This is a genomic window from Streptomyces sp. NPDC055243 (assembly GCF_044544025.1).
Lineage (GTDB): Bacteria > Actinomycetota > Actinomycetes > Streptomycetales > Streptomycetaceae > Streptomyces.
In genome coordinates, this window is sequence record NZ_JBITWR010000001.1 from 876,081 (window position 1) to 892,084 (window position 16,004).

Consider the following 16,004-nt stretch of genomic DNA (forward strand, 5'->3'; position numbering starts at 1 on the left):
TCCGAGGTCTTGTCCTGACATTCCCGCAGTGCCTAGGGTCGGCACCGGTGCAAGCGCTTTCTAAGCTCGTTCGAGGAGACCGTATGTCCTCCACCCCCACGCGTCTACGGGCCGCCGTCGTCGGCACCGGCGGCATCGTGACCGGCAGTCACCTGCCCGCCCTGCGGGCCCATTCCGACCGGATCGAGCTGAGAGCCGCCGTCGACGTCGACCCGGCCAGGCTCGACGCCTTCCGCACGGAGGCCGGGGCGCTGGGCGCGGACGTCGAGGGCTTCGCCGACTTCGGCGCGATGCTCGAAGCGGTCCGCCCCGACCTGGTCCTGATCGGCACCCCGCCGTCACTGCACCGGACCCAGACCGTGGCCGCGCTGAAGGCGGGCGCATGGGTGCTGTGCGAGAAGCCGCTGTGCCTCTCGCTCGCCGAGTACGACGAGATCGCCGCCGCCGAGGAGGCATCGGGAACGTACGCGTCGGTGGTCTTCCAGCACCGCTACGGCTCGGGCGCCGTTCACGCCCGCGAGCTGATCACCGGTGGCGAGCTCGGCGCGCCCCGCGTCGCGCACTGCCAGACCACCTGGCACCGCGACAGCGCCTACTACGCGGTGCCCTGGCGCGGCCGGTGGGCGAGCGAGGGCGGCGGCCCCACCATGGGCCACGGCATCCACCAGTTCGACCTGCTGCTGCATCTGCTCGGCGACTGGACCGAGGTGCGCGCCATGGCGGCCCGCCTCGTCCACGACACCGAGAGCGAGGACGTCTCGACCGCGCTGGTGCGCTTCGAGAACGGCGCGCTGGCCACCGTCGTCAACAGCGTCCTGTCCCCGGACGAGGTCAGCCGCATCCGCGTCGACTGCGCGGACGCGACGGTCGAACTCACCCACCTGTACGGGCACTCCAACGCCGACTGGGTCTACACCCCGGCCCCGCACGTCGACGCCGGACGCGCGGACGCCTGGCGCACTCCGGCCGCGGATGTGCCCAGCTCGCACGCCGCCCAGCTCGGTGCCCTCCTGGACGCGTACGACCAGGGAGTACGGCCGCCGGGCAGCGGCACCGACGCCCGGCGCACCCTCGAATTCGCCGCGGCGCTCTACAAGTCGGCGTTCACCGGACAGCCGGTGCTCGCGGGCGAGATCGCCGCCGGTGACCCCTACTACCCGGCCATGCACGGCAGCCACCCCGACTGGAGCCCCACGCGATGACGATTCAGGTCACCCACACCCACGGCGAGCGGATCACGGTCCGGTCGGGCGACGTCGAACTGCTCAGCTACGTCTACGCACCGGACCCGGACGCCTTCGAGGCCCGCAAGCCCTACATCCACCCCCTGCGCACCCTGGCCGGACACCAGGTCTCGGGGTACCGGCCAAGCGACCACCGCTGGCACAAGGGCCTGCAGATGACCGCCAGCCACCTGTCGGGGCAGAACTTCTGGGGCGGCAACTGCTACGTCCACGGCGAGGGCTATCTGCGCCTGCCGGAGCGCATCGGATCGATGCGGCACGACGGCTTTCCCGCCGTCGACGCCGAGGAGGACCGCTTGCACCTCACCGAAGAGCTCACCTGGATCGAGAACGGCGGCCAGGAATGGGCCAGGGAAGAGCGCGGCATCACCGTCCACTCGGTCGACGAGGAAGCCGGATCGTGGGCCCTGGACTGGTCGATCCGCCTGACCAACATCCGCGACGAGCCCCTGCGTTTCGGCTCGCCGACCACCGCGGGCCGCGACATGGCCGGGTATACGGGCCTGCAGTGGCGCGGACCGCGTGACTTCACCGGCGGCGACGCCTTCGGACCCGACGACGAGAAGGACGCGGCCGGTCTGATGGGCACCCAGGGCCCCTGGCTCGCCTTCACCGCCGAGCACGACGACATCGACGCGCACTCCACGCTGGTCTTCGCGCACGCCCCCGAGAACCTCGACGAGGCGAGCGCGATCCACGAATCGCACTGGTTCGTCCGCTCCGAACCCATCCCCACCGTCGCCTTCTCCTGGGCGTTCTTCGACGAGTTCACGCTGGTGCCCGGCGCGTCCTTCACCTACCGCTACCGCGTCGTGGTCGCCGACGGTGCCTGGGACCGCGACCGTGTCGCCACCCACCTGAAGGGACTGACATGGTGAGCCTTCCGCACCCGCTGCCCGGAGCCGTCGGCCTCTCGCACCTGACCGCGTACGACTGGGAGGCCGCCGACGGAGTGTGCGGCGGCAGCCCGCATCTGCACCTGGTGTGCACCGAGGCCTATGTCGTCACCGGCGGCCGCGGCGCCGTCCAGACCCTCAGCCCCGACGGCTTCCGCGAGGTCCCCCTGGAAGCGGGCGCCGTCGCGTGGTTCACGCCCGGCACCGTGCACCGCATGGTCCAGGGCGGCGACCTGCGGATCACGGTCCTGATGCAGAACAGCGGCCTGCCCGAAGCCGGGGACGCCGTCTTCACCTTCCCGCCCGACGTGCTCGCCGACCCCGAGCGGTACGCCGCCGCGGCGAAACTCCCCGCGAAGGAGGGCCCGGAGGCGGAAGCCGCCGCCCGCAAGCGCCGTGACCTGGCCGTCGAGGGCTATCTGCCGCTGCGCGATGCGCTCGAAGCCGGGGACAACGGCCCCTACCTGGAGTTCCAGCAGGCCGCGGCCGGGCTCGTGCGGGACAAGGTCCCCACCTGGCGCGAGCTGTGGCGGGCCGGCGCCCTCGCCACCGCCGAGCGCACGGGAGCACAGCTGGACGCGCTGGAGTCCGGCAGCCCCGACTACCTGGCCGGCTCGGGCTCGTACGACAGCCGACCTTCCCGCATCGGCGGCTACGGCATGTGCGGGCGCCGTGACGAGTACGAACTGCCGGGCACCACGCTCCCGTACCACGGCGAGTAACCGACCCCGTCACACGGACACCCGTCAGCGAACCGTCGACACACCAGAGAGGAGAGGTGTCATCGGCATGCCCGGAAACAGGACGAAGTGGTCCTGCGCGACGGCCGCGGTGCTCACGCTCAGCGTGCTGCTCACCGGCTGCGGCGGCTCGGACGAATCGAGCGGCGGCGGCACGACCGTGCTGCGCTACACCTGGTGGGGCAACCCCGACCGGGCGGCCCGTACCCAGGAAGCCGTCGCGCTGTTCGAGAAGGAGCACCCCGGGGTCGAGGTGCAGACCTCGTTCGCCGGCTACGAGGCGTACAAGCAGAAGCTCGCCACCCAGGCGGCGGGCGGCGACGCCCCCGACGTGATGCAGCTCGACTACCGGCAGATCGACCAGTACGCCTCCGGCGGCATCCTCCTCGACCTCGGCAAGCGGAAGAAGGCCCTGCGCACCGACGAGATCGACCCCGGTCTCCTCGCCACCGGCGTCGTGGACGGCACCCAGTACGCGATCCCGCAGGGCCGCGGCACCGAGACGGTGGTGTACGACGCCAAGCAGTGGAAGGCGGCCGGGGTGAGGCTCCCGCGCAAGGGCTGGACCTGGGACGACTGGGCCGACGCCATGCGGGAGTTGGCGAAGAAGGCGGGCAAGCCGGGGTCCATCGACCCCGGCCAGAGCGAGGACTGCTTCGAGGTGTGGCTGCGCGGGCGGGGCAAGGCCCTCTACACCAAGGACCGCGAGCTGGGCTTCACGGCCGACGACCTGACGCGCTGGTGGACCTTCACCGACAAGCTGCGGCGCGAGGGCGCGGTGTCCTCCGCCGAGCAGACCACGCAGCTCGACGGCTCGGTGGAGAACCAGCCGCTGGCGCGCGGCACGGCGGTCGCCGACTTCAACTGGGACGCCCCCGCCAGCGGCTACACCGCGATCGTGGGCGAAGGACTGACGCTCGCCCCGATGCCGTCGGGCGCGGACGGAACCCCCGGCCAGTACTTCAAGCCCTCGATGTTCATGGGCGCAGCGGCCGGCACCCGACACCCCGAGGAATCGGCCCAGTTCATCGACTTCATGATCAATGACGAGAAGGCGGCGGCGATTCTCGGCGCCTCCCGCGGCATCCCCGTCAACGAGCCGATCCGCGACGACCTCGGCCCCGAACTCAAGGACTTCGACAGAACAGTCGCCGACTACCAGGACTCGGTCGACGGCACCCTCAAGACGCCGCCGAAGGCCCCGCCCACCGGCGACAACTCCCTGCAGACCACCTTCCAGCGCGACTACGACCAGGTGTCGTTCGAGCAGATGACACCCCGCGAGGCCGCGGAGGACTTCATCACCGAGGCGAAGGCGGAGCTGAGGTCATGACCACCACCGACATACCCGTGAAGGCCGTGCGGGCCAAGAGCCCCGCGCCACCGCACAAGCGGCGCGGCAGGCTCCGCCGCGAGGGCGCCGCCTGGGTGTTCCTCTCGCCCTGGGTGCTCGGCGCCGTCGTCCTGACGCTCCTGCCGATGGCCGTCTCGCTGTATCTGTCCTTCACCGACTACGACCTGTTCAACGCCCCGCGCTGGGTGGGCCTGCGCAACTACGTCCAGATGTTCACCGAGGACCCGCGCTACTGGCGCTCGGTCGGCGCGACCCTGATGTACGTCGTGATCGCCGTGCCGCTGCAGCTGGCGCTCGCGCTCGCCGTCGCGCTCGCCCTGAAGTCCATGAAGCGCGGCAAGTCCTTCTACCGTTCCGCCTTCTACGCCCCTTCGCTGCTCGGCGCGTCCATGTCGATCGCCCTGGTGTGGCGGGCGGTCTTCAACGACGGCGGCACCGTCGACAACCTCCTCTCCGACATCGGCATCCACACCGGCGGCTGGGTCAACAAGCCCGGCTGGGCGCTGCTCGCCGTGGCACTCCTGACGGTCTGGCAGTTCGGTGCCCCCATGGTGATCTTCCTTGCCGGTCTCCAGCAGATCCCCGTCGAGCTCTACGAAGCGGCGTCGGTGGACGGGGCGAGCCGCAGGCGGCAGTTCGTCTCCATCACCCTGCCGATGCTGTCGCCGGTCCTCTTCTTCAACCTCGTACTCCAGACCATCCAGGCCTTCCAGGTCTTCACCCCCGCCTTCGCGGTCAGCGGCGGCAAGGGCGGCCCCGCCGACTCCACCCTCTTCTACACGCTCTACCTCTACGACCGCGGCTTCGTCGCCTCCCACATGGGCTACGCCTCCGCCATGGCCTGGGTCCTGCTGCTCGCCATCGGAGCCGTCACCGCGGTGCTCTTCCGCACCTCGCGCTCCTGGGTCTTCTACGCGAACGAGGGGGAGCGATGACCACCACCGCAACCACCGTGGGCCGTCGGTCCCTTCCCTGGCGCCGGGTGGCGCTGCACGCCGGATGCCTGGCCGCGCTCCTGGTGATGCTGTACCCGCTGGCCTGGCTCGTCGCCACGTCGCTCAAGCCCGCCGACGAGGTGATCGCCAGCCTGAACCTGCTGCCGAGCAAGCTGGAGTGGTCGAACTACTCGACCGCCCTCGACGGCGTGGACGACGTGTCCGTCGGACGGCTGCTCGCCAACTCCCTGCTGATCGCGGGCGGCGCGGTCCTGGGCAACGTACTGAGCTGCTCGCTCGCGGCCTACGCGTTCGCGCGGCTGCGCTTCCGCTTCCGGGGGCCGCTGTTCGCCTTCATGATCGCGACGATCATGCTGCCCCACCACGCGGTCCTGATCCCGCAGTACATCATCTTCAACCAGCTCGGCATGGTGAACACCTACTGGCCGCTGATCCTGCCGAAGTTCCTCGCCACCGAGGCCTTCTTCGTCTTCCTCGTCGTGCAGTTCATGCGCGGGCTGCCGCGCGAGCTGGAGGAGGCCGCCAGGATCGACGGCTGCGGCCCGTTCCGCAGCTTCTTCCTGGTCGTCCTGCCGCTCACCAGGCCCGCGCTGATCACCACCGCGATCTTCACCTTCATCTGGACCTGGAACGACTTCTTCACCCAGCTGATCTATCTCTTCTCGCCGGAGAAGTTCACGCTGACACTGGCCCTGCGGTCGTTCGTGGACGCCTCCAGCCAGTCGGCGTTCGGCCCGATGTTCGCCATGTCGGTGATCGCGCTCCTCCCGATCGTGCTGTTCTTCCTCGCCTTCCAGCGCTTCCTGGTCGAGGGCATGGCCAACTCCGGGGTCAAGGGATGAGCGCGCGGACCCGCGAGCCGGGCGAGATCTTCGGGCCACGGATGACCCTGTTCGCGGACGTACTGGCCATCGGCGTGATCACGGCGTTCGCCTGTCTGCCGCTGATCACCGCTCCGGCGGCGTTCTCCACCGCGTGCACCATCGTGCGCGGCACCAGGGACGCCCAACCCGCCACGGCGGGGCGGTACATGGCGCTGCTGCGTGAGCGGTTCCGTCCCGGTGACCTCGCCGCGGGCGCGGTCGCACTCGCCGGCGTGCTGCTGTTCGCGGCGGATCTGGCGCTTGCCGGGGCGGGTCTTCCGGGTGCCCGTGTCTTCGCCGTGACGGCCGCGGTGATCGGGGCCTGCGCCGTGATCGTGGGGCTGCGCGCCTGCGCCCGCCCCGAAGCGCTCGGCGACTGGCGCGCCGCGGTGCGCGGGGCCGCCGGTGACGCGGCGCGGGACGTGGGCGGCAGCCTGCTGGTCCTGCTCGCCCTGGCGGCGGCCGCGCTGTGCGCCTGGATGATGCTGCCGCTCGCGTTCCTCGTGCCGGGGCCACTGGCCCTCGCGCTCACCGCCATCGACGTACGCAACCACGTACGCATGCCCCAAGGGGAGACAGCGTGATAGCCCGCAGGACCTTCCTCGCCACCTCCGCCACGGCCACCGCCGCGGGGATCGGTGGCCTCTCCGGTCAGACGGCGGTCGCGGCCGAACAGCCGCGACAGGACGCGGACTTCGTCGCCTTCCTCACCGAGGCCGCCGACGCGCGCGCCGCCGCCGTCCTCGACGGGTACGACGACCACCTCACGGAGCTGCGCGACCTGGGCAAGGCCCGCGCCGCCGCCCGCAGCCTGCGCACCCTCACCTCCGTCCACGTGCACGCCGCGTCCGCGTACCACCACGACGGCGCGCTCCTGGGCCCGCTGCACGAGCTCGCGGACACGCTCGCCGAGGAACAGTTCGACGACGGGCTGTGGGACCAGGGCGCCGTCCACTCACCGCCCGACACCGCCTTCTCCATCGTCGACCTCAACATCGCTTACGCCCTGCTCGACAAGGACGCCGATCGGTCCACCGCCAAGCTGCGGGCCACGGTCGAGCGCATCCTGCGCAAGGCAGGCCCCGGCCTCGCGCACGGCGGCGTGCACACCGCCAACCACCGCTGGCTGGTGTGCTCCGCGCTATCGCGTATCCACCGGCGCTGGCCCGACGCCTCCTACCTCCGCCGCATCGACGCCTGGCTGGCGGAGGGCATCGACCAGCTGGCGGGCGGCGAGTACAGCGAACGCAGCCCCACGTACTCGGCGGTCGTGACCAACCCGGCCCTGCTGACCATCGCCCGCTTCCACGACCGGCGCGACCTGTACGCCCACGTACGGGGCAACCTCACCGCCTCGCTCTACGTCACCGAGCCCAACGGCGAGGTGGAGTCCGTCCATTCGCGCCGCCAGGACCAGGCGACACTGCGCTACTTGCCGGAGTTCTGGCTCCAGTACCGGGAGCTGGCGATCCGCGACGGCAACGGGACCTTCGCGGCGGTCGCCGCGCTGCTGCGGGAGCGCGGCGCCGGGCAGACCTTCGGCGAGACCCCGCTGGGGGACCGGCTCGCCGAGGTCCTCGACCGCCCCGAGCTGGCCCGTGAGCTGCCTGCGGGCAAGGAGCTTCCCACCGACTTCGAGCACCACGACGACAGCTGCCGCCTGGTGCGGGTGCGCCGCGGCGAGCGGACGGCGAGCGTCTTCGGCGGCACGGACCTGCCCGAGGTGCACGCCATCTCGTCGGGCCTCTCCACCAACCCCACGTTCTTCAAGATGCGCAAGGGCGCCGCGATCCTCGACTCGCTGCGGCTCGCCCCGCAGTTCTTCTCGCTCGGCCCCTTCCGGTCCGAGGGCCTGCAGCGGCGGGGCGACGCGTGGCGGCTGCACACGGAGGTCCGGGCCGCGTTCCACCAGCCGCTGCCCCGGCGCCACCGGCGGAGGGACGGGCTCTACCCGCTCACCGACGACGGGCGCTTCTGGTCGGCGATGGACTTCCCGCACCGGCCCAAGGAGTACCGGACCCTTCGCACCGAGATCCTGGTGCGCGAGACGGACGGCGGCGGCTGGGAGCTGTCCTTCGACGTGTCGGGGTCCGCGGTGCCGCTGGCCCTCGAACTGTGCTTCCGGCGGGGCGGTGAGCTGTCGGGGGAGGGGCTTGAGCCGGTCGCCGGTGCCGACGACACCTACCAGCTCGTCAGGGGCGAGGCGGTCTACACGGTCGGCGAGGACCGGATCACCTTCGGCCCGGGCAACGGGAAGGGCGGCAAGCAGCCGCCCGTGGTCGATCCGGGGGAGCGCTACACCTGGATGAAGGGCTCCCTCACCCCGGACGGCATCCGGGTCCTGATCACCGGCCGTTCGCCGCTGACATATCGGATGACGCTGCGTTGACGTGCGCGTGGTCCGGGCGGCGGGCGAAGAAGACGAACTCCCTGCCCGGCCGGTCCGGGGCGTCGCGGACCTCGTCCACCACGTAGCCGTGCGCGGTCAGCGAGGCGGTCACTTCGTCGCGCTCACGGAAGCGCAGGGTGGAGTCGGAGGCGAGCCGCTCGCCCGTCGCGCTGAGGATAGGGATGGGCACGCAACCGGCGGAACCGTGCTGAACGCAGACAGCACGGCCCCGCCGCCCCGGCCTGAGCTGCGCGAGCGCACTGTCCGCCCCCGTCGCTCGTTGACCGGGCATGAGCGACTTCGAGCAGTGGATGGCCACCGGCGCGTCGACGCCCGGCCCCGGCGAGGAACGCCTCGACCAGCTACGCAAGGGCGACGGGATCGACGGCCTGGACGACGACGAACAGGCGGTGTGGGTGCTGCGCGTCCTCGTCGAATACACCCGCGAGCCCCTCGGCCGGCAGGCCCGCGTCCTCGTCGGCCGCGCCGGCCCCGAGTGCGTTGGCCCCGCGACCGGCGTCGGCCGCCTCAACAACTCGATCGTCGCCGTCATGGACCAGGCGCAGGGCCTCGCCGACATCACCCGCAGGCCGGTGAAGGTGATCCACGGCGTGGACGGCGAGCCGGACCGCTTCCTGCCCACCCTGGCCAAACATGCCCCTGGCCTGCGCGGCATCGACTCCTTCGTGTGGGCAGTCATCCCCGAGCTGCTGGCGGCCCCTGCGGCAACCTGATCAGACCTGTTGGATCTATCGGACCTAACCGGCTTCTGCCTGGTCTTCCTCGCCGAGCTCCTCTGCCTGGCGGACCGGCCCGAACCGCGCTTCGGTCTCCTGTAGGAGCCGGTCGGCGAGGGCGAAGTCGCCCAGCTCGACCGCGAGGGCGGCGCGCACGAACGCGGTGAGCGGAATGCTGCCGGTGCGCACCTCGAACGACCTGAGCACCCCGCCCGCGTACGCGGCGGCGTGCCGGCACTTCGCCTGGAGGCAGTAGCCCTCGGTGGCCAGGGCGAGCCGCTTGAAGGCGGCGTTCTTCTCCTCGGTGTGCTGGGCGGGACAGCCGAGGTGGTCCAGCGTGACCCGCAGATGGGCGGCGTTCTTCGCAAGCTCCGGGATGGTCAGCCGCCCGCCGCCGGGCGTGACGTAGCGCCCGGTGGTCACCGGGGCGTACGGGTGGATCAGCGGCAACTTCACCTCCGTTGCGTGCAGGACGGGCAGCCCGTCGTACTTGGTGTACGGGCCGGCGGCGCCGCGGTGCTCGATCGTCATCAGGTGCTCGTCTCCCTCGCGCGGTCGACGACGAGCTCGTGCTCCTGGTCCTCGTCGTCCTGGTGGTCGTCGGTGGGCCAGACACCGAACGGGCCGGGCAGGCCGGGGGACAGTAACGCCGAGCTGGGCGGCGCCGCCCTTGAGCCAGTGGTGGGCACGGATCACGGGCGCGATTCTCCTGCGGGTCGGCGGGCGGTACGGGCCCATGGTGGCCTCTGCTGCGGACGCGTGCGGCACGTTCCGGCCGCTCGCCGTTCGGGACAACCATCTGCGACGGAACAGCCTGGATCTAGGCCATCGACGAAACACGGTCACACCCGGGAAACGGGTGACGGTACCGTCCGCTGACCGACCCACTTACCCGCACGTAGGGCCGGCAACAGGCAGGTGCTTGGCCGAGTTTTCCCTTACCCGTGCCGACGTGCCTGACGAAGATCCTCGGTGACGCCGCTGGGCAACCGGGGGGAAACCATGCTGCGCATCCACTTCACCGGCCGAGACCTGCAGAGCGTGCGCCTGGCGCAGCGCCCCGACCCGCTGTGGGAGATCGTCTGCAGTTTGTGCCGTCTCCAGACCCGCGAGGGTGCCATCGCCTTCGATCCATGGCGGCGGGCGGCCAGCGACCAGACCCGCCGGAGCGGGGCAGTACGAGAGGCAGCGATGGCACTGCGCACTCTGGTGCCGCACGCCGCCTACTTCCCGGACTTCCTCACCCCTTCTGTCACGCCCGCTCCCTATGATCTGCAATCCGGTCTTGACCGAGTCCTTGCGACGCCGCGCCACCGTTTGCGCCACGAACTGACCCTGCTGGCAACAAGCGGCGGAAGACCCCAGTTCGGCGCGGAGCTGGCACGAGGTGACACCACGGCGCTGAAGGCCTTGGGCGAGAACCTACGCACCTACCACCAGCGACTCATCGCGCCCCTGTGGAACCGTATAGACACGGCTGCGACTGCGGATACGGCGCTGCGAACCCGCGCCTTGACGAACGGTGGAATCCAGGCTCTGTTCGGCAGCCTGCGGCCCATGGCGGCTTGGCAGGCGCCCGTGCTGACGGTCGACTATCCACTCGAGCGCGATCTCCACCTGGAAGGCAGAGGGCTGCTGCTTGTGCCGTCGTACTTCTGCTGGAAGCGACCGATAACCCTTGCCGAAGACCATCTTCAGCCCGTACTGATCTACCCGATCGACAAGACACCGCCTCCGACGGATGCTTCCGTCACGTCGTTGACGCGCCTGCTGGGCTCTGCCCGCGCCGCGCTGCTGTACGAGCTGGCCGAACTTGCCTGCGCCTCTACATCCGAGCTCGCCGATGCCACAGAGTTATCCCTGCCAAGTACCAGTCAGCAACTGGCCATCCTGCGAGACGCAGGTCTTATCGCATCTCAGCGCGACGGAAAGCGCGTCCTGCACACCGCAACACCGCTGGGTCGACGTCTGCTCAACGGCCGCTGAAGTCAACGCCATCAGTGCCGGCGCCCTATGCGCTCCGACGTTTTGGCTGGAGCCAAAACCACACGCGCTCGGTGCAGCAACCACCCCAGACTGCTGGTGCCGCTCGACCGGTCGGCAACCGCTGTTGGAGGGGGAAACATGCCCGTACGTCATCTCGCGGTATCGGTAGCCATGGCTGCCGTGGCATCCATCGGATTCACGGCGCCCGCGGCGAACGCCACCACGGAAGGTTCCATCCAGGTGAAGGGCGGATGCGGCGACCGAAAGGACGTGTATACCAGCGGGGCGGAAGCACACTGGACGATCTCGTGCAGCAGCACCTCGGTCTACGTCCGAGGCTGGCTGAAGGACACTGCCTCTGACGGCCAATGCGCTGAGGTCTACGCGTTCTTCCCCAAGACCGGAAACACGCTGTACAGCCCGAAAGCGTGCCCCAAGGGCGAGGTCCAAAATATCAACCTCGGAGACCTCGGGAACACGGCGAACGTCTACCTGCGCGAAATAGGCTGATCGACTCCGCCCAGCCTGACAGACGTCTGACTACGAAAGCGGCTCGGGCAGAGGCATCACCGTCAGACGATGCCTTGTCTGAGCCGCGCGAAGCACCTTCCACAACGGCCAACGGCCTCCTCCGTGAAAGACCGGAAGAACAAGAAAGGTGTAGCCGTGCGTACAAGAATTTCAGCTCTGGCTGCCGGCGCGGCCGCCCTCACGCTGTTGGCTGGTGCCGCCGGCTCTGCGCAGGCGAGCCCCAGTGCGACGATCCAGCGGTGCAAGGCGGGCCAGGTATGCGTGTATGACAGCGACAGCCCGAGGGACCCGGCCGTTGCCACATACGGGAACTGGGACGGCAACAGCGGCGCGGACGTGATCTTCAACAACGGCCAAAGCGACCCCGGAGCCGATCACATCCGCTGGCGTGGATACACAGCGAGAGGTGACGCACACGGATGCCTGCACTTCCAGGAAACCAACCGCACCGACGCCCTCGGATGGCCAGCCGGAACCCCCGGGGTCATGATGGCCGGGGACCCCAACAGCACGCTGAAAGTGCATGTCACCTCCTTGCGGTGGGGCGGGGAATGTAGGTCCACCGAGAAGGTATTCGAGTACGGCAGCACCGAATGACGGCGCGGAGTTCCCTGGCGGTGCGGTCGTCTTCACCGAAGCGCAGTTCTCCGGCCGCACGGTCGACTTCTTCGGTGCCGTCGGCACCGTGCGGCCGAACGATCTGGTGACTACGGACGGAGGGTCTTTGCCGCCCGATGTCATGAGCGTGCCAGATGCGTGGCGGCCGCCGGTGCCCTGAGCCCCGGCCCGCCGCCCGTCCCTGGCATCAAGGAGCCCGCCCGCGAAAGAAAGACTCGATCGTCGTCGGGGACCTGGCGGAGGGTCAGCGTTGACGATGCGCGGACTTCTTGCGACGCGGTAGGCGCAGTTCGGCAACCTAGCGGCTTACTGATGCCACGGATATCCCCAGCTCTTCCCCGATGTCTTTCACCGTGCGCGAGGTATCGGGCCACAACTCCTTCAATCGTGCCTCCGCCTCCGCGTCCAGCAGGTGGCGAGGGCCTGCGGAACGCTTGGGGGGCTGGCTTTTTTCACGAGAACGAGCAGCAGATGTTCACCACTTCGGAAGGCACTTTCGCTGCTCGCGGAATAGAACAAGGCCATGGCATTTCTCTGATCATTTCGGGGCGTTGGACAGGGCATGAAGATCATTTCCGTGCTGGTGGCCGCTCCTATTACGGCCGTGCTGCCCTTGGCTCTCCCGGGTCAGAGCACCGGCGCTCCCGAACCCCTCGCGCGCGATCCGGGTGAAGACCCGCGAGAATCACGGGCCTCGGGGAACGCTGGCACAGCCGTTGCGCTGAGAACGATCAAGGCCGGGTTGGTGGCGCGCGCCGCCTGACCGCGCTCCGGTGATCACCCGATAAAGGCGGTGCGGAAAATGTCGGGTGACCAGGGCCGGTGTCGCCACATGATGGCGGCATGGATGACACGACCTTGGTATCAAGTTTCCTCCGCGACGGCTTCGTGAAACTGGAAGGCGCTGTCGCGCCGCGCGTGGCCGCGGACTGCGCGCGGCTGCTGTGGCGAGAGACGGGCTGCGACCCGGACGACCCGTCGACGTGGACGCAGCCCGTGCACTGGGTGGCCGGCATGGCTCAGGGACCGTTCGCCGCCGCACCCAACTCACCGTCCCTGCACCGCGCGTACGACCTGCTCGTCGGCGCGGGACGCTGGGAGCCGCGCTACTCGCTGGGCACGTTCCCGCTGCGCTTCCCGCACGAGGAGGAGCCGGACGACGCGGGCTGGCACATCGAGGGGAGCTATCTGCCGGAGGGCGAGAGCTGGTACTTCACGAATCTGCGCTCCCAGGGCCGGGCGCTGCTGATGCTGTTCCTGTTCAGCGAGGTCGGTGAACAGGACGCTCCGACCCGGATCCGGGTCGGCTCGCACCTCGACGTGCCGAAGGTGCTTGAGAAGTACGGGGAGGACGGGGCGAGCGGGCTGGCCCTCGCCCCCGATCTGGTGGCGGCGTCCGACCACCGGCCACTCGCCCTTGCCACCGGGTCCCCTGGCGACGTCTTCCTGTGCCATCCGTTCCTGGTGCACGCGGCGCAACCGCACCATGGGGTGCGGCCGCGCTTTATGGCCCAGCCGCCGCTGATGCCGGCCGCACCGTACGAACTGGAACGGGCCGACGGCGCTTACTCACCCGTGGAGATTGCGATCCGCCGGGGCCTGGGACAGAACACCCCCGGTCCGGACGGCGGCGGCACCGACCGCAGCGCCGGATAGGCGTGCTTCACGACCATCGCTGTCAAGGCGGTGGTGAAATGGGGAAGGACAAGGGAACGGCATGTTGGAGCGGCTGAACCAGGCCATCGGAGCACATCGAGCGCCAGTTGGACCGGGCCATCGACGTAGCCGAGCTGGCGCGCATCGCGGCGACCTCGGAGCACCACCTGCGCCGGATGTTCTCCGCTCGCGGGAATGCCGCTGCCGGAGTACATCCGGCGCCGCCGGCTCACCCTCGCGGGCGCCGAAGTACTCGCGGGGCGCGACACGCTGCTGGAGATCGCGGTGCGTTATGGCTACAGCTCCGGTGAGGCGTTCGCGCGGGCGTTCCGTGCCATGCACGGCATCGGACCGGGCGAGGCCCGGCGTACCGGCGCCGCACTCATCTCCCAGTCCCAGATGGCCATCCGCCTCACCATCGAAGGGAGCAGCAGTGTGCGATACCGCGTCGTAGACAAGGCGGACTTCACTGTCGTCGGGCTCAAGACCCGGGTACCGCTGGTGCATACGGGGACAAACCAGGCGATCATGGACTTTGTCCGTGGGATCGATCCGCGGAACCTGGAGCGCCTGGAGAAGCTGTCGCGGCCATGGCCCCAGTATCGAGCGTCGAGGCACAACGGTCAGCACAGCCGTCCAGCTTCGCTGTCTGGCTCGCCTCCCCTATCGCTGAGAGGTTCGCGAGAGGGTTCACTGGCAGCGTGGCACCAGGCGGCGACCGCCAGAGGGCACGGGAACGGTTGGCGGAGGAAGTTCCGTTCGGGACCAGCCGGATCATCACGATCCGTTGACACCGCAGTTCAAGCGGGCGGCGTCGCCCCGGTGCGGAGACAAGACCCTCCGCGCAGGCCGACAGTACGGGTGCGAGACTTTGCCGCCGGCGCTCGACGCGTCAGAGTGATCGGGGCTGCTGTCGCAGGGGGCGGCTCGCCTGGTGCAGGCTCTTGAGCGCCTGGCCGTAGGAGGCGATGAGCGAGGTCTGGAGGTAGGCCACGCCCAGTTCGTCGCAGTAGCGGTGGACCAGGAGTTGAGCCTTGCGCAGGTTCGGCGACGGCATGCTGGGAAACAGGTGATGCTCGATCTGGTAGTTCAGTCCTCCGAGGACCACGTCCGTGAACCAGCTTCCGCGCACGTTGCGGGAGGTGAGGACCTGGCGGCGCAGGAAGTCGGGCCGGTCGTTGCCGGTGAACGTGGGCATGCCCTTGTGGTTCGGGGCGAAGATGGCGCCCAGGTAGAGCCCGAACAGGCACTGGTGCACCACGACGAACACCACTGCCTTGCCCGGGGAGAGCATGACAAACAGGGCTCCGAAGTACAGCAGGAAGTGCGCGGTGAGCAGCGTCCCCTCGAGCCTGCGCTGCTTCAGGGACCGGTCCGCGAGGGCGCGTACCCCTGCGACGTGCAGGTTGAAGCCCTCCAGGGCCAGCAGGGGGAAGAACAGATAGGCCTGCGCCTTCCCGATCAGGCGGGGCAGGCCGCTGGCCGCGCGGGCCTGCGCCTGACTCCAGACCAGGATGTCGGGGGCGACATCGGGATCGAGCTCCTCGTGGTTGGGGTTCGCGTGGTGGCGCGAGTGCTTGTCCTGCCACCAGCCGTAGCCCATGCCGATCCCCAGGTTGCCGGCGAGGCGCCCGATCAGCGCGCTCACCGGGGTCCTTCGGAACACCTGGCGGTGGCCGACGTCGTGCGTGACGAGTGCGATCTGTCCGAAGACCAGAGCGAGGAAAGCTGCGACAGCGAGCGTCCACCAGCTGTCACCGATGGCCACGAAGGCCAGCCAGCCCCCGGCGAAGGCTGAGGCCACCAAGGCCATCCGCACGCCGTAGTAGAAGGGGCGGCGCCGCATCAGTCCGGCGTGCTTGATCTCCTTCGACAGCCGGGCGTAGTCACTGCCCCCGCGTCGAACCGGTGTGCCCACGGCTGTGCCCGCCCGCAGCGGTGTCTGCGTGCTCATCGGCGGGCCTGTTGTTGCGCCGACGACGAGCGGAGGGTGACCGGCATGATGCCTCTTTTCCCGCCAGGTGCCCGATCGCT

General features: G+C 69.6%; 16 protein-coding genes and 2 pseudogenes. 14 read left to right on the plus strand and 4 right to left on the minus strand.

Features of this window, described 5'->3' with window-relative positions; all coding sequences use genetic code 11:
- The first annotated feature begins 83 nt into the window (after positions 1-83).
- From ACIGXX_RS03780 to ACIGXX_RS03815, 8 genes are all read left to right on the plus strand, one after another.
- Entirely contained in the window at positions 84-1,202 is a 1,119-nt protein-coding gene (locus ACIGXX_RS03780; RefSeq protein ID WP_399972399.1) for a Gfo/Idh/MocA family protein, read from the plus strand.
- Positions 1,199-2,122, plus strand: coding sequence for a PmoA family protein (locus ACIGXX_RS03785; protein WP_399972402.1), 924 nt, complete (start codon positions 1,199-1,201; stop codon positions 2,120-2,122). The genes ACIGXX_RS03780 and ACIGXX_RS03785 overlap by 4 nt, the downstream gene beginning before the upstream one ends.
- Positions 2,116-2,862: a cupin domain-containing protein gene (locus tag ACIGXX_RS03790; RefSeq protein WP_399972405.1), complete on the plus strand. Its 747-nt coding sequence runs from the start codon at positions 2,116-2,118 to the stop codon at positions 2,860-2,862. Before ACIGXX_RS03785 ends, ACIGXX_RS03790 begins: the two co-directional genes overlap by 7 nt.
- A gap of 67 nt (positions 2,863-2,929) precedes the next feature.
- Positions 2,930-4,213, plus strand: coding sequence for an ABC transporter substrate-binding protein (locus tag ACIGXX_RS03795; RefSeq protein ID WP_399972408.1), 1,284 nt, complete (start codon positions 2,930-2,932; stop codon positions 4,211-4,213).
- Positions 4,210-5,169, plus strand: coding sequence for a sugar ABC transporter permease (locus ACIGXX_RS03800; protein WP_351156224.1), 960 nt, complete (start codon positions 4,210-4,212; stop codon positions 5,167-5,169). Before ACIGXX_RS03795 ends, ACIGXX_RS03800 begins: the two co-directional genes overlap by 4 nt.
- On the plus strand, positions 5,166-6,032 hold the full coding sequence (locus tag ACIGXX_RS03805) for a carbohydrate ABC transporter permease (RefSeq protein WP_351156222.1): 867 nt from the start codon (positions 5,166-5,168) through the stop codon (positions 6,030-6,032). Before ACIGXX_RS03800 ends, ACIGXX_RS03805 begins: the two co-directional genes overlap by 4 nt.
- The gene (locus ACIGXX_RS03810; RefSeq protein WP_399972411.1) at positions 6,029-6,637 is read left to right on the plus strand and encodes a hypothetical protein; all 609 of its coding nucleotides are present in this window, start codon (positions 6,029-6,031) and stop codon (positions 6,635-6,637) included. Before ACIGXX_RS03805 ends, ACIGXX_RS03810 begins: the two co-directional genes overlap by 4 nt.
- A complete protein-coding gene (locus ACIGXX_RS03815) occupies positions 6,634-8,442 on the plus strand; it encodes a hypothetical protein (RefSeq protein ID WP_399972414.1) in 1,809 nt (602 codons plus the stop codon). The genes ACIGXX_RS03810 and ACIGXX_RS03815 overlap by 4 nt, the downstream gene beginning before the upstream one ends.
- Here ACIGXX_RS03815 and ACIGXX_RS03820 read toward each other — a convergent pair.
- Positions 8,399-8,605 (minus strand): annotated as a pseudogene (locus ACIGXX_RS03820) (hypothetical protein); the annotation flags it as partial. The gene ACIGXX_RS03815 and the pseudogene ACIGXX_RS03820 overlap by 44 nt on opposite strands.
- Positions 8,606-8,732: 127 nt before the next feature.
- On the opposite strand from ACIGXX_RS03820, the gene ACIGXX_RS03825 reads away from it, so the two are divergent.
- Positions 8,733-9,176 (plus strand): hypothetical protein, encoded by a 444-nt coding sequence (locus tag ACIGXX_RS03825; RefSeq protein WP_399972417.1) that lies wholly within the window; start codon positions 8,733-8,735, stop codon positions 9,174-9,176.
- Positions 9,177-9,200: 24 nt separating this feature from the next.
- Here the strand turns inward: ACIGXX_RS03825 and ACIGXX_RS03830 are convergent, their stop codons facing one another.
- Positions 9,201-9,710 carry a DUF6420 family protein gene (locus ACIGXX_RS03830; protein ID WP_361464796.1) on the minus strand — a complete coding sequence of 170 codons (510 nt, stop codon included), beginning with the start codon at positions 9,708-9,710 and terminating at the stop codon, positions 9,201-9,203.
- Positions 9,710-9,868 (minus strand): hypothetical protein, encoded by a 159-nt coding sequence (locus ACIGXX_RS03835; RefSeq protein WP_399972420.1) that lies wholly within the window; start codon positions 9,866-9,868, stop codon positions 9,710-9,712. Before ACIGXX_RS03835 ends, ACIGXX_RS03830 begins: the two co-directional genes overlap by 1 nt.
- 313 nt (positions 9,869-10,181) lie before the next feature.
- On the opposite strand from ACIGXX_RS03835, the gene ACIGXX_RS03840 reads away from it, so the two are divergent.
- The 5 genes and pseudogenes from ACIGXX_RS03840 to ACIGXX_RS03860 form a co-directional block, all read left to right on the plus strand.
- Complete coding sequence (locus ACIGXX_RS03840) at positions 10,182-11,165, plus strand: ArsR/SmtB family transcription factor (RefSeq protein ID WP_399972423.1); 984 nt, start codon at positions 10,182-10,184, stop codon at positions 11,163-11,165.
- A 138-nt stretch (positions 11,166-11,303) separates the two neighbouring features.
- Entirely contained in the window at positions 11,304-11,675 is a 372-nt protein-coding gene (locus ACIGXX_RS03845; protein WP_351156202.1) for a hypothetical protein, read from the plus strand.
- 123 nt (positions 11,676-11,798) lie between these two features.
- Complete coding sequence (locus tag ACIGXX_RS03850) at positions 11,799-12,293, plus strand: hypothetical protein (protein WP_351156199.1); 495 nt, start codon at positions 11,799-11,801, stop codon at positions 12,291-12,293.
- 864 nt (positions 12,294-13,157) lie between these two features.
- Positions 13,158-13,970, plus strand: a complete 813-nt coding sequence (locus ACIGXX_RS03855) for a phytanoyl-CoA dioxygenase family protein (protein WP_351156196.1) — start codon at positions 13,158-13,160, stop codon at positions 13,968-13,970.
- 61 nt (positions 13,971-14,031) lie between these two features.
- Positions 14,032-14,570 (plus strand): annotated as a pseudogene (locus ACIGXX_RS03860) (helix-turn-helix domain-containing protein); the annotation flags it as partial.
- A gap of 292 nt (positions 14,571-14,862) precedes the next feature.
- On the opposite strand, the gene ACIGXX_RS03865 reads toward ACIGXX_RS03860, so the two are convergent.
- On the minus strand, positions 14,863-15,924 hold the full coding sequence (locus tag ACIGXX_RS03865) for an acyl-CoA desaturase (RefSeq protein WP_351156193.1): 1,062 nt from the start codon (positions 15,922-15,924) through the stop codon (positions 14,863-14,865).
- Between the last annotated feature and the right edge of the window lie 80 nt (positions 15,925-16,004).

What these genes read in the sequence shown, in the direction of transcription:
- ACIGXX_RS03840 (WP_399972423.1), top strand. Translation starts at nt 10,182, where the DNA reads ATGCTGCGCATCCACTTCACCGGCCGAGACCTGCAGAGCGTGCGCCTG.
- ACIGXX_RS03825 (WP_399972417.1), top strand. Translation starts at nt 8,733, where the DNA reads ATGAGCGACTTCGAGCAGTGGATGGCCACCGGCGCGTCGACGCCCGGC.
- ACIGXX_RS03805 (WP_351156222.1), top strand. Translation starts at nt 5,166, where the DNA reads ATGACCACCACCGCAACCACCGTGGGCCGTCGGTCCCTTCCCTGGCGC.
- ACIGXX_RS03800 (WP_351156224.1), top strand. Translation starts at nt 4,210, where the DNA reads ATGACCACCACCGACATACCCGTGAAGGCCGTGCGGGCCAAGAGCCCC.
- ACIGXX_RS03810 (WP_399972411.1), top strand. Translation starts at nt 6,029, where the DNA reads ATGAGCGCGCGGACCCGCGAGCCGGGCGAGATCTTCGGGCCACGGATG.
- ACIGXX_RS03790 (WP_399972405.1), top strand. Translation starts at nt 2,116, where the DNA reads ATGGTGAGCCTTCCGCACCCGCTGCCCGGAGCCGTCGGCCTCTCGCAC.
- ACIGXX_RS03780 (WP_399972399.1), top strand. Translation starts at nt 84, where the DNA reads ATGTCCTCCACCCCCACGCGTCTACGGGCCGCCGTCGTCGGCACCGGC.
- ACIGXX_RS03865 (WP_351156193.1), bottom strand. Translation starts at nt 15,924, where the DNA reads ATGAGCACGCAGACACCGCTGCGGGCGGGCACAGCCGTGGGCACACCG.
- ACIGXX_RS03795 (WP_399972408.1), top strand. Translation starts at nt 2,930, where the DNA reads ATGCCCGGAAACAGGACGAAGTGGTCCTGCGCGACGGCCGCGGTGCTC.
- ACIGXX_RS03785 (WP_399972402.1), top strand. Translation starts at nt 1,199, where the DNA reads ATGACGATTCAGGTCACCCACACCCACGGCGAGCGGATCACGGTCCGG.
- ACIGXX_RS03830 (WP_361464796.1), bottom strand. Translation starts at nt 9,710, where the DNA reads ATGACGATCGAGCACCGCGGCGCCGCCGGCCCGTACACCAAGTACGAC.
- ACIGXX_RS03855 (WP_351156196.1), top strand. Translation starts at nt 13,158, where the DNA reads ATGGATGACACGACCTTGGTATCAAGTTTCCTCCGCGACGGCTTCGTG.
- ACIGXX_RS03845 (WP_351156202.1), top strand. Translation starts at nt 11,304, where the DNA reads ATGCCCGTACGTCATCTCGCGGTATCGGTAGCCATGGCTGCCGTGGCA.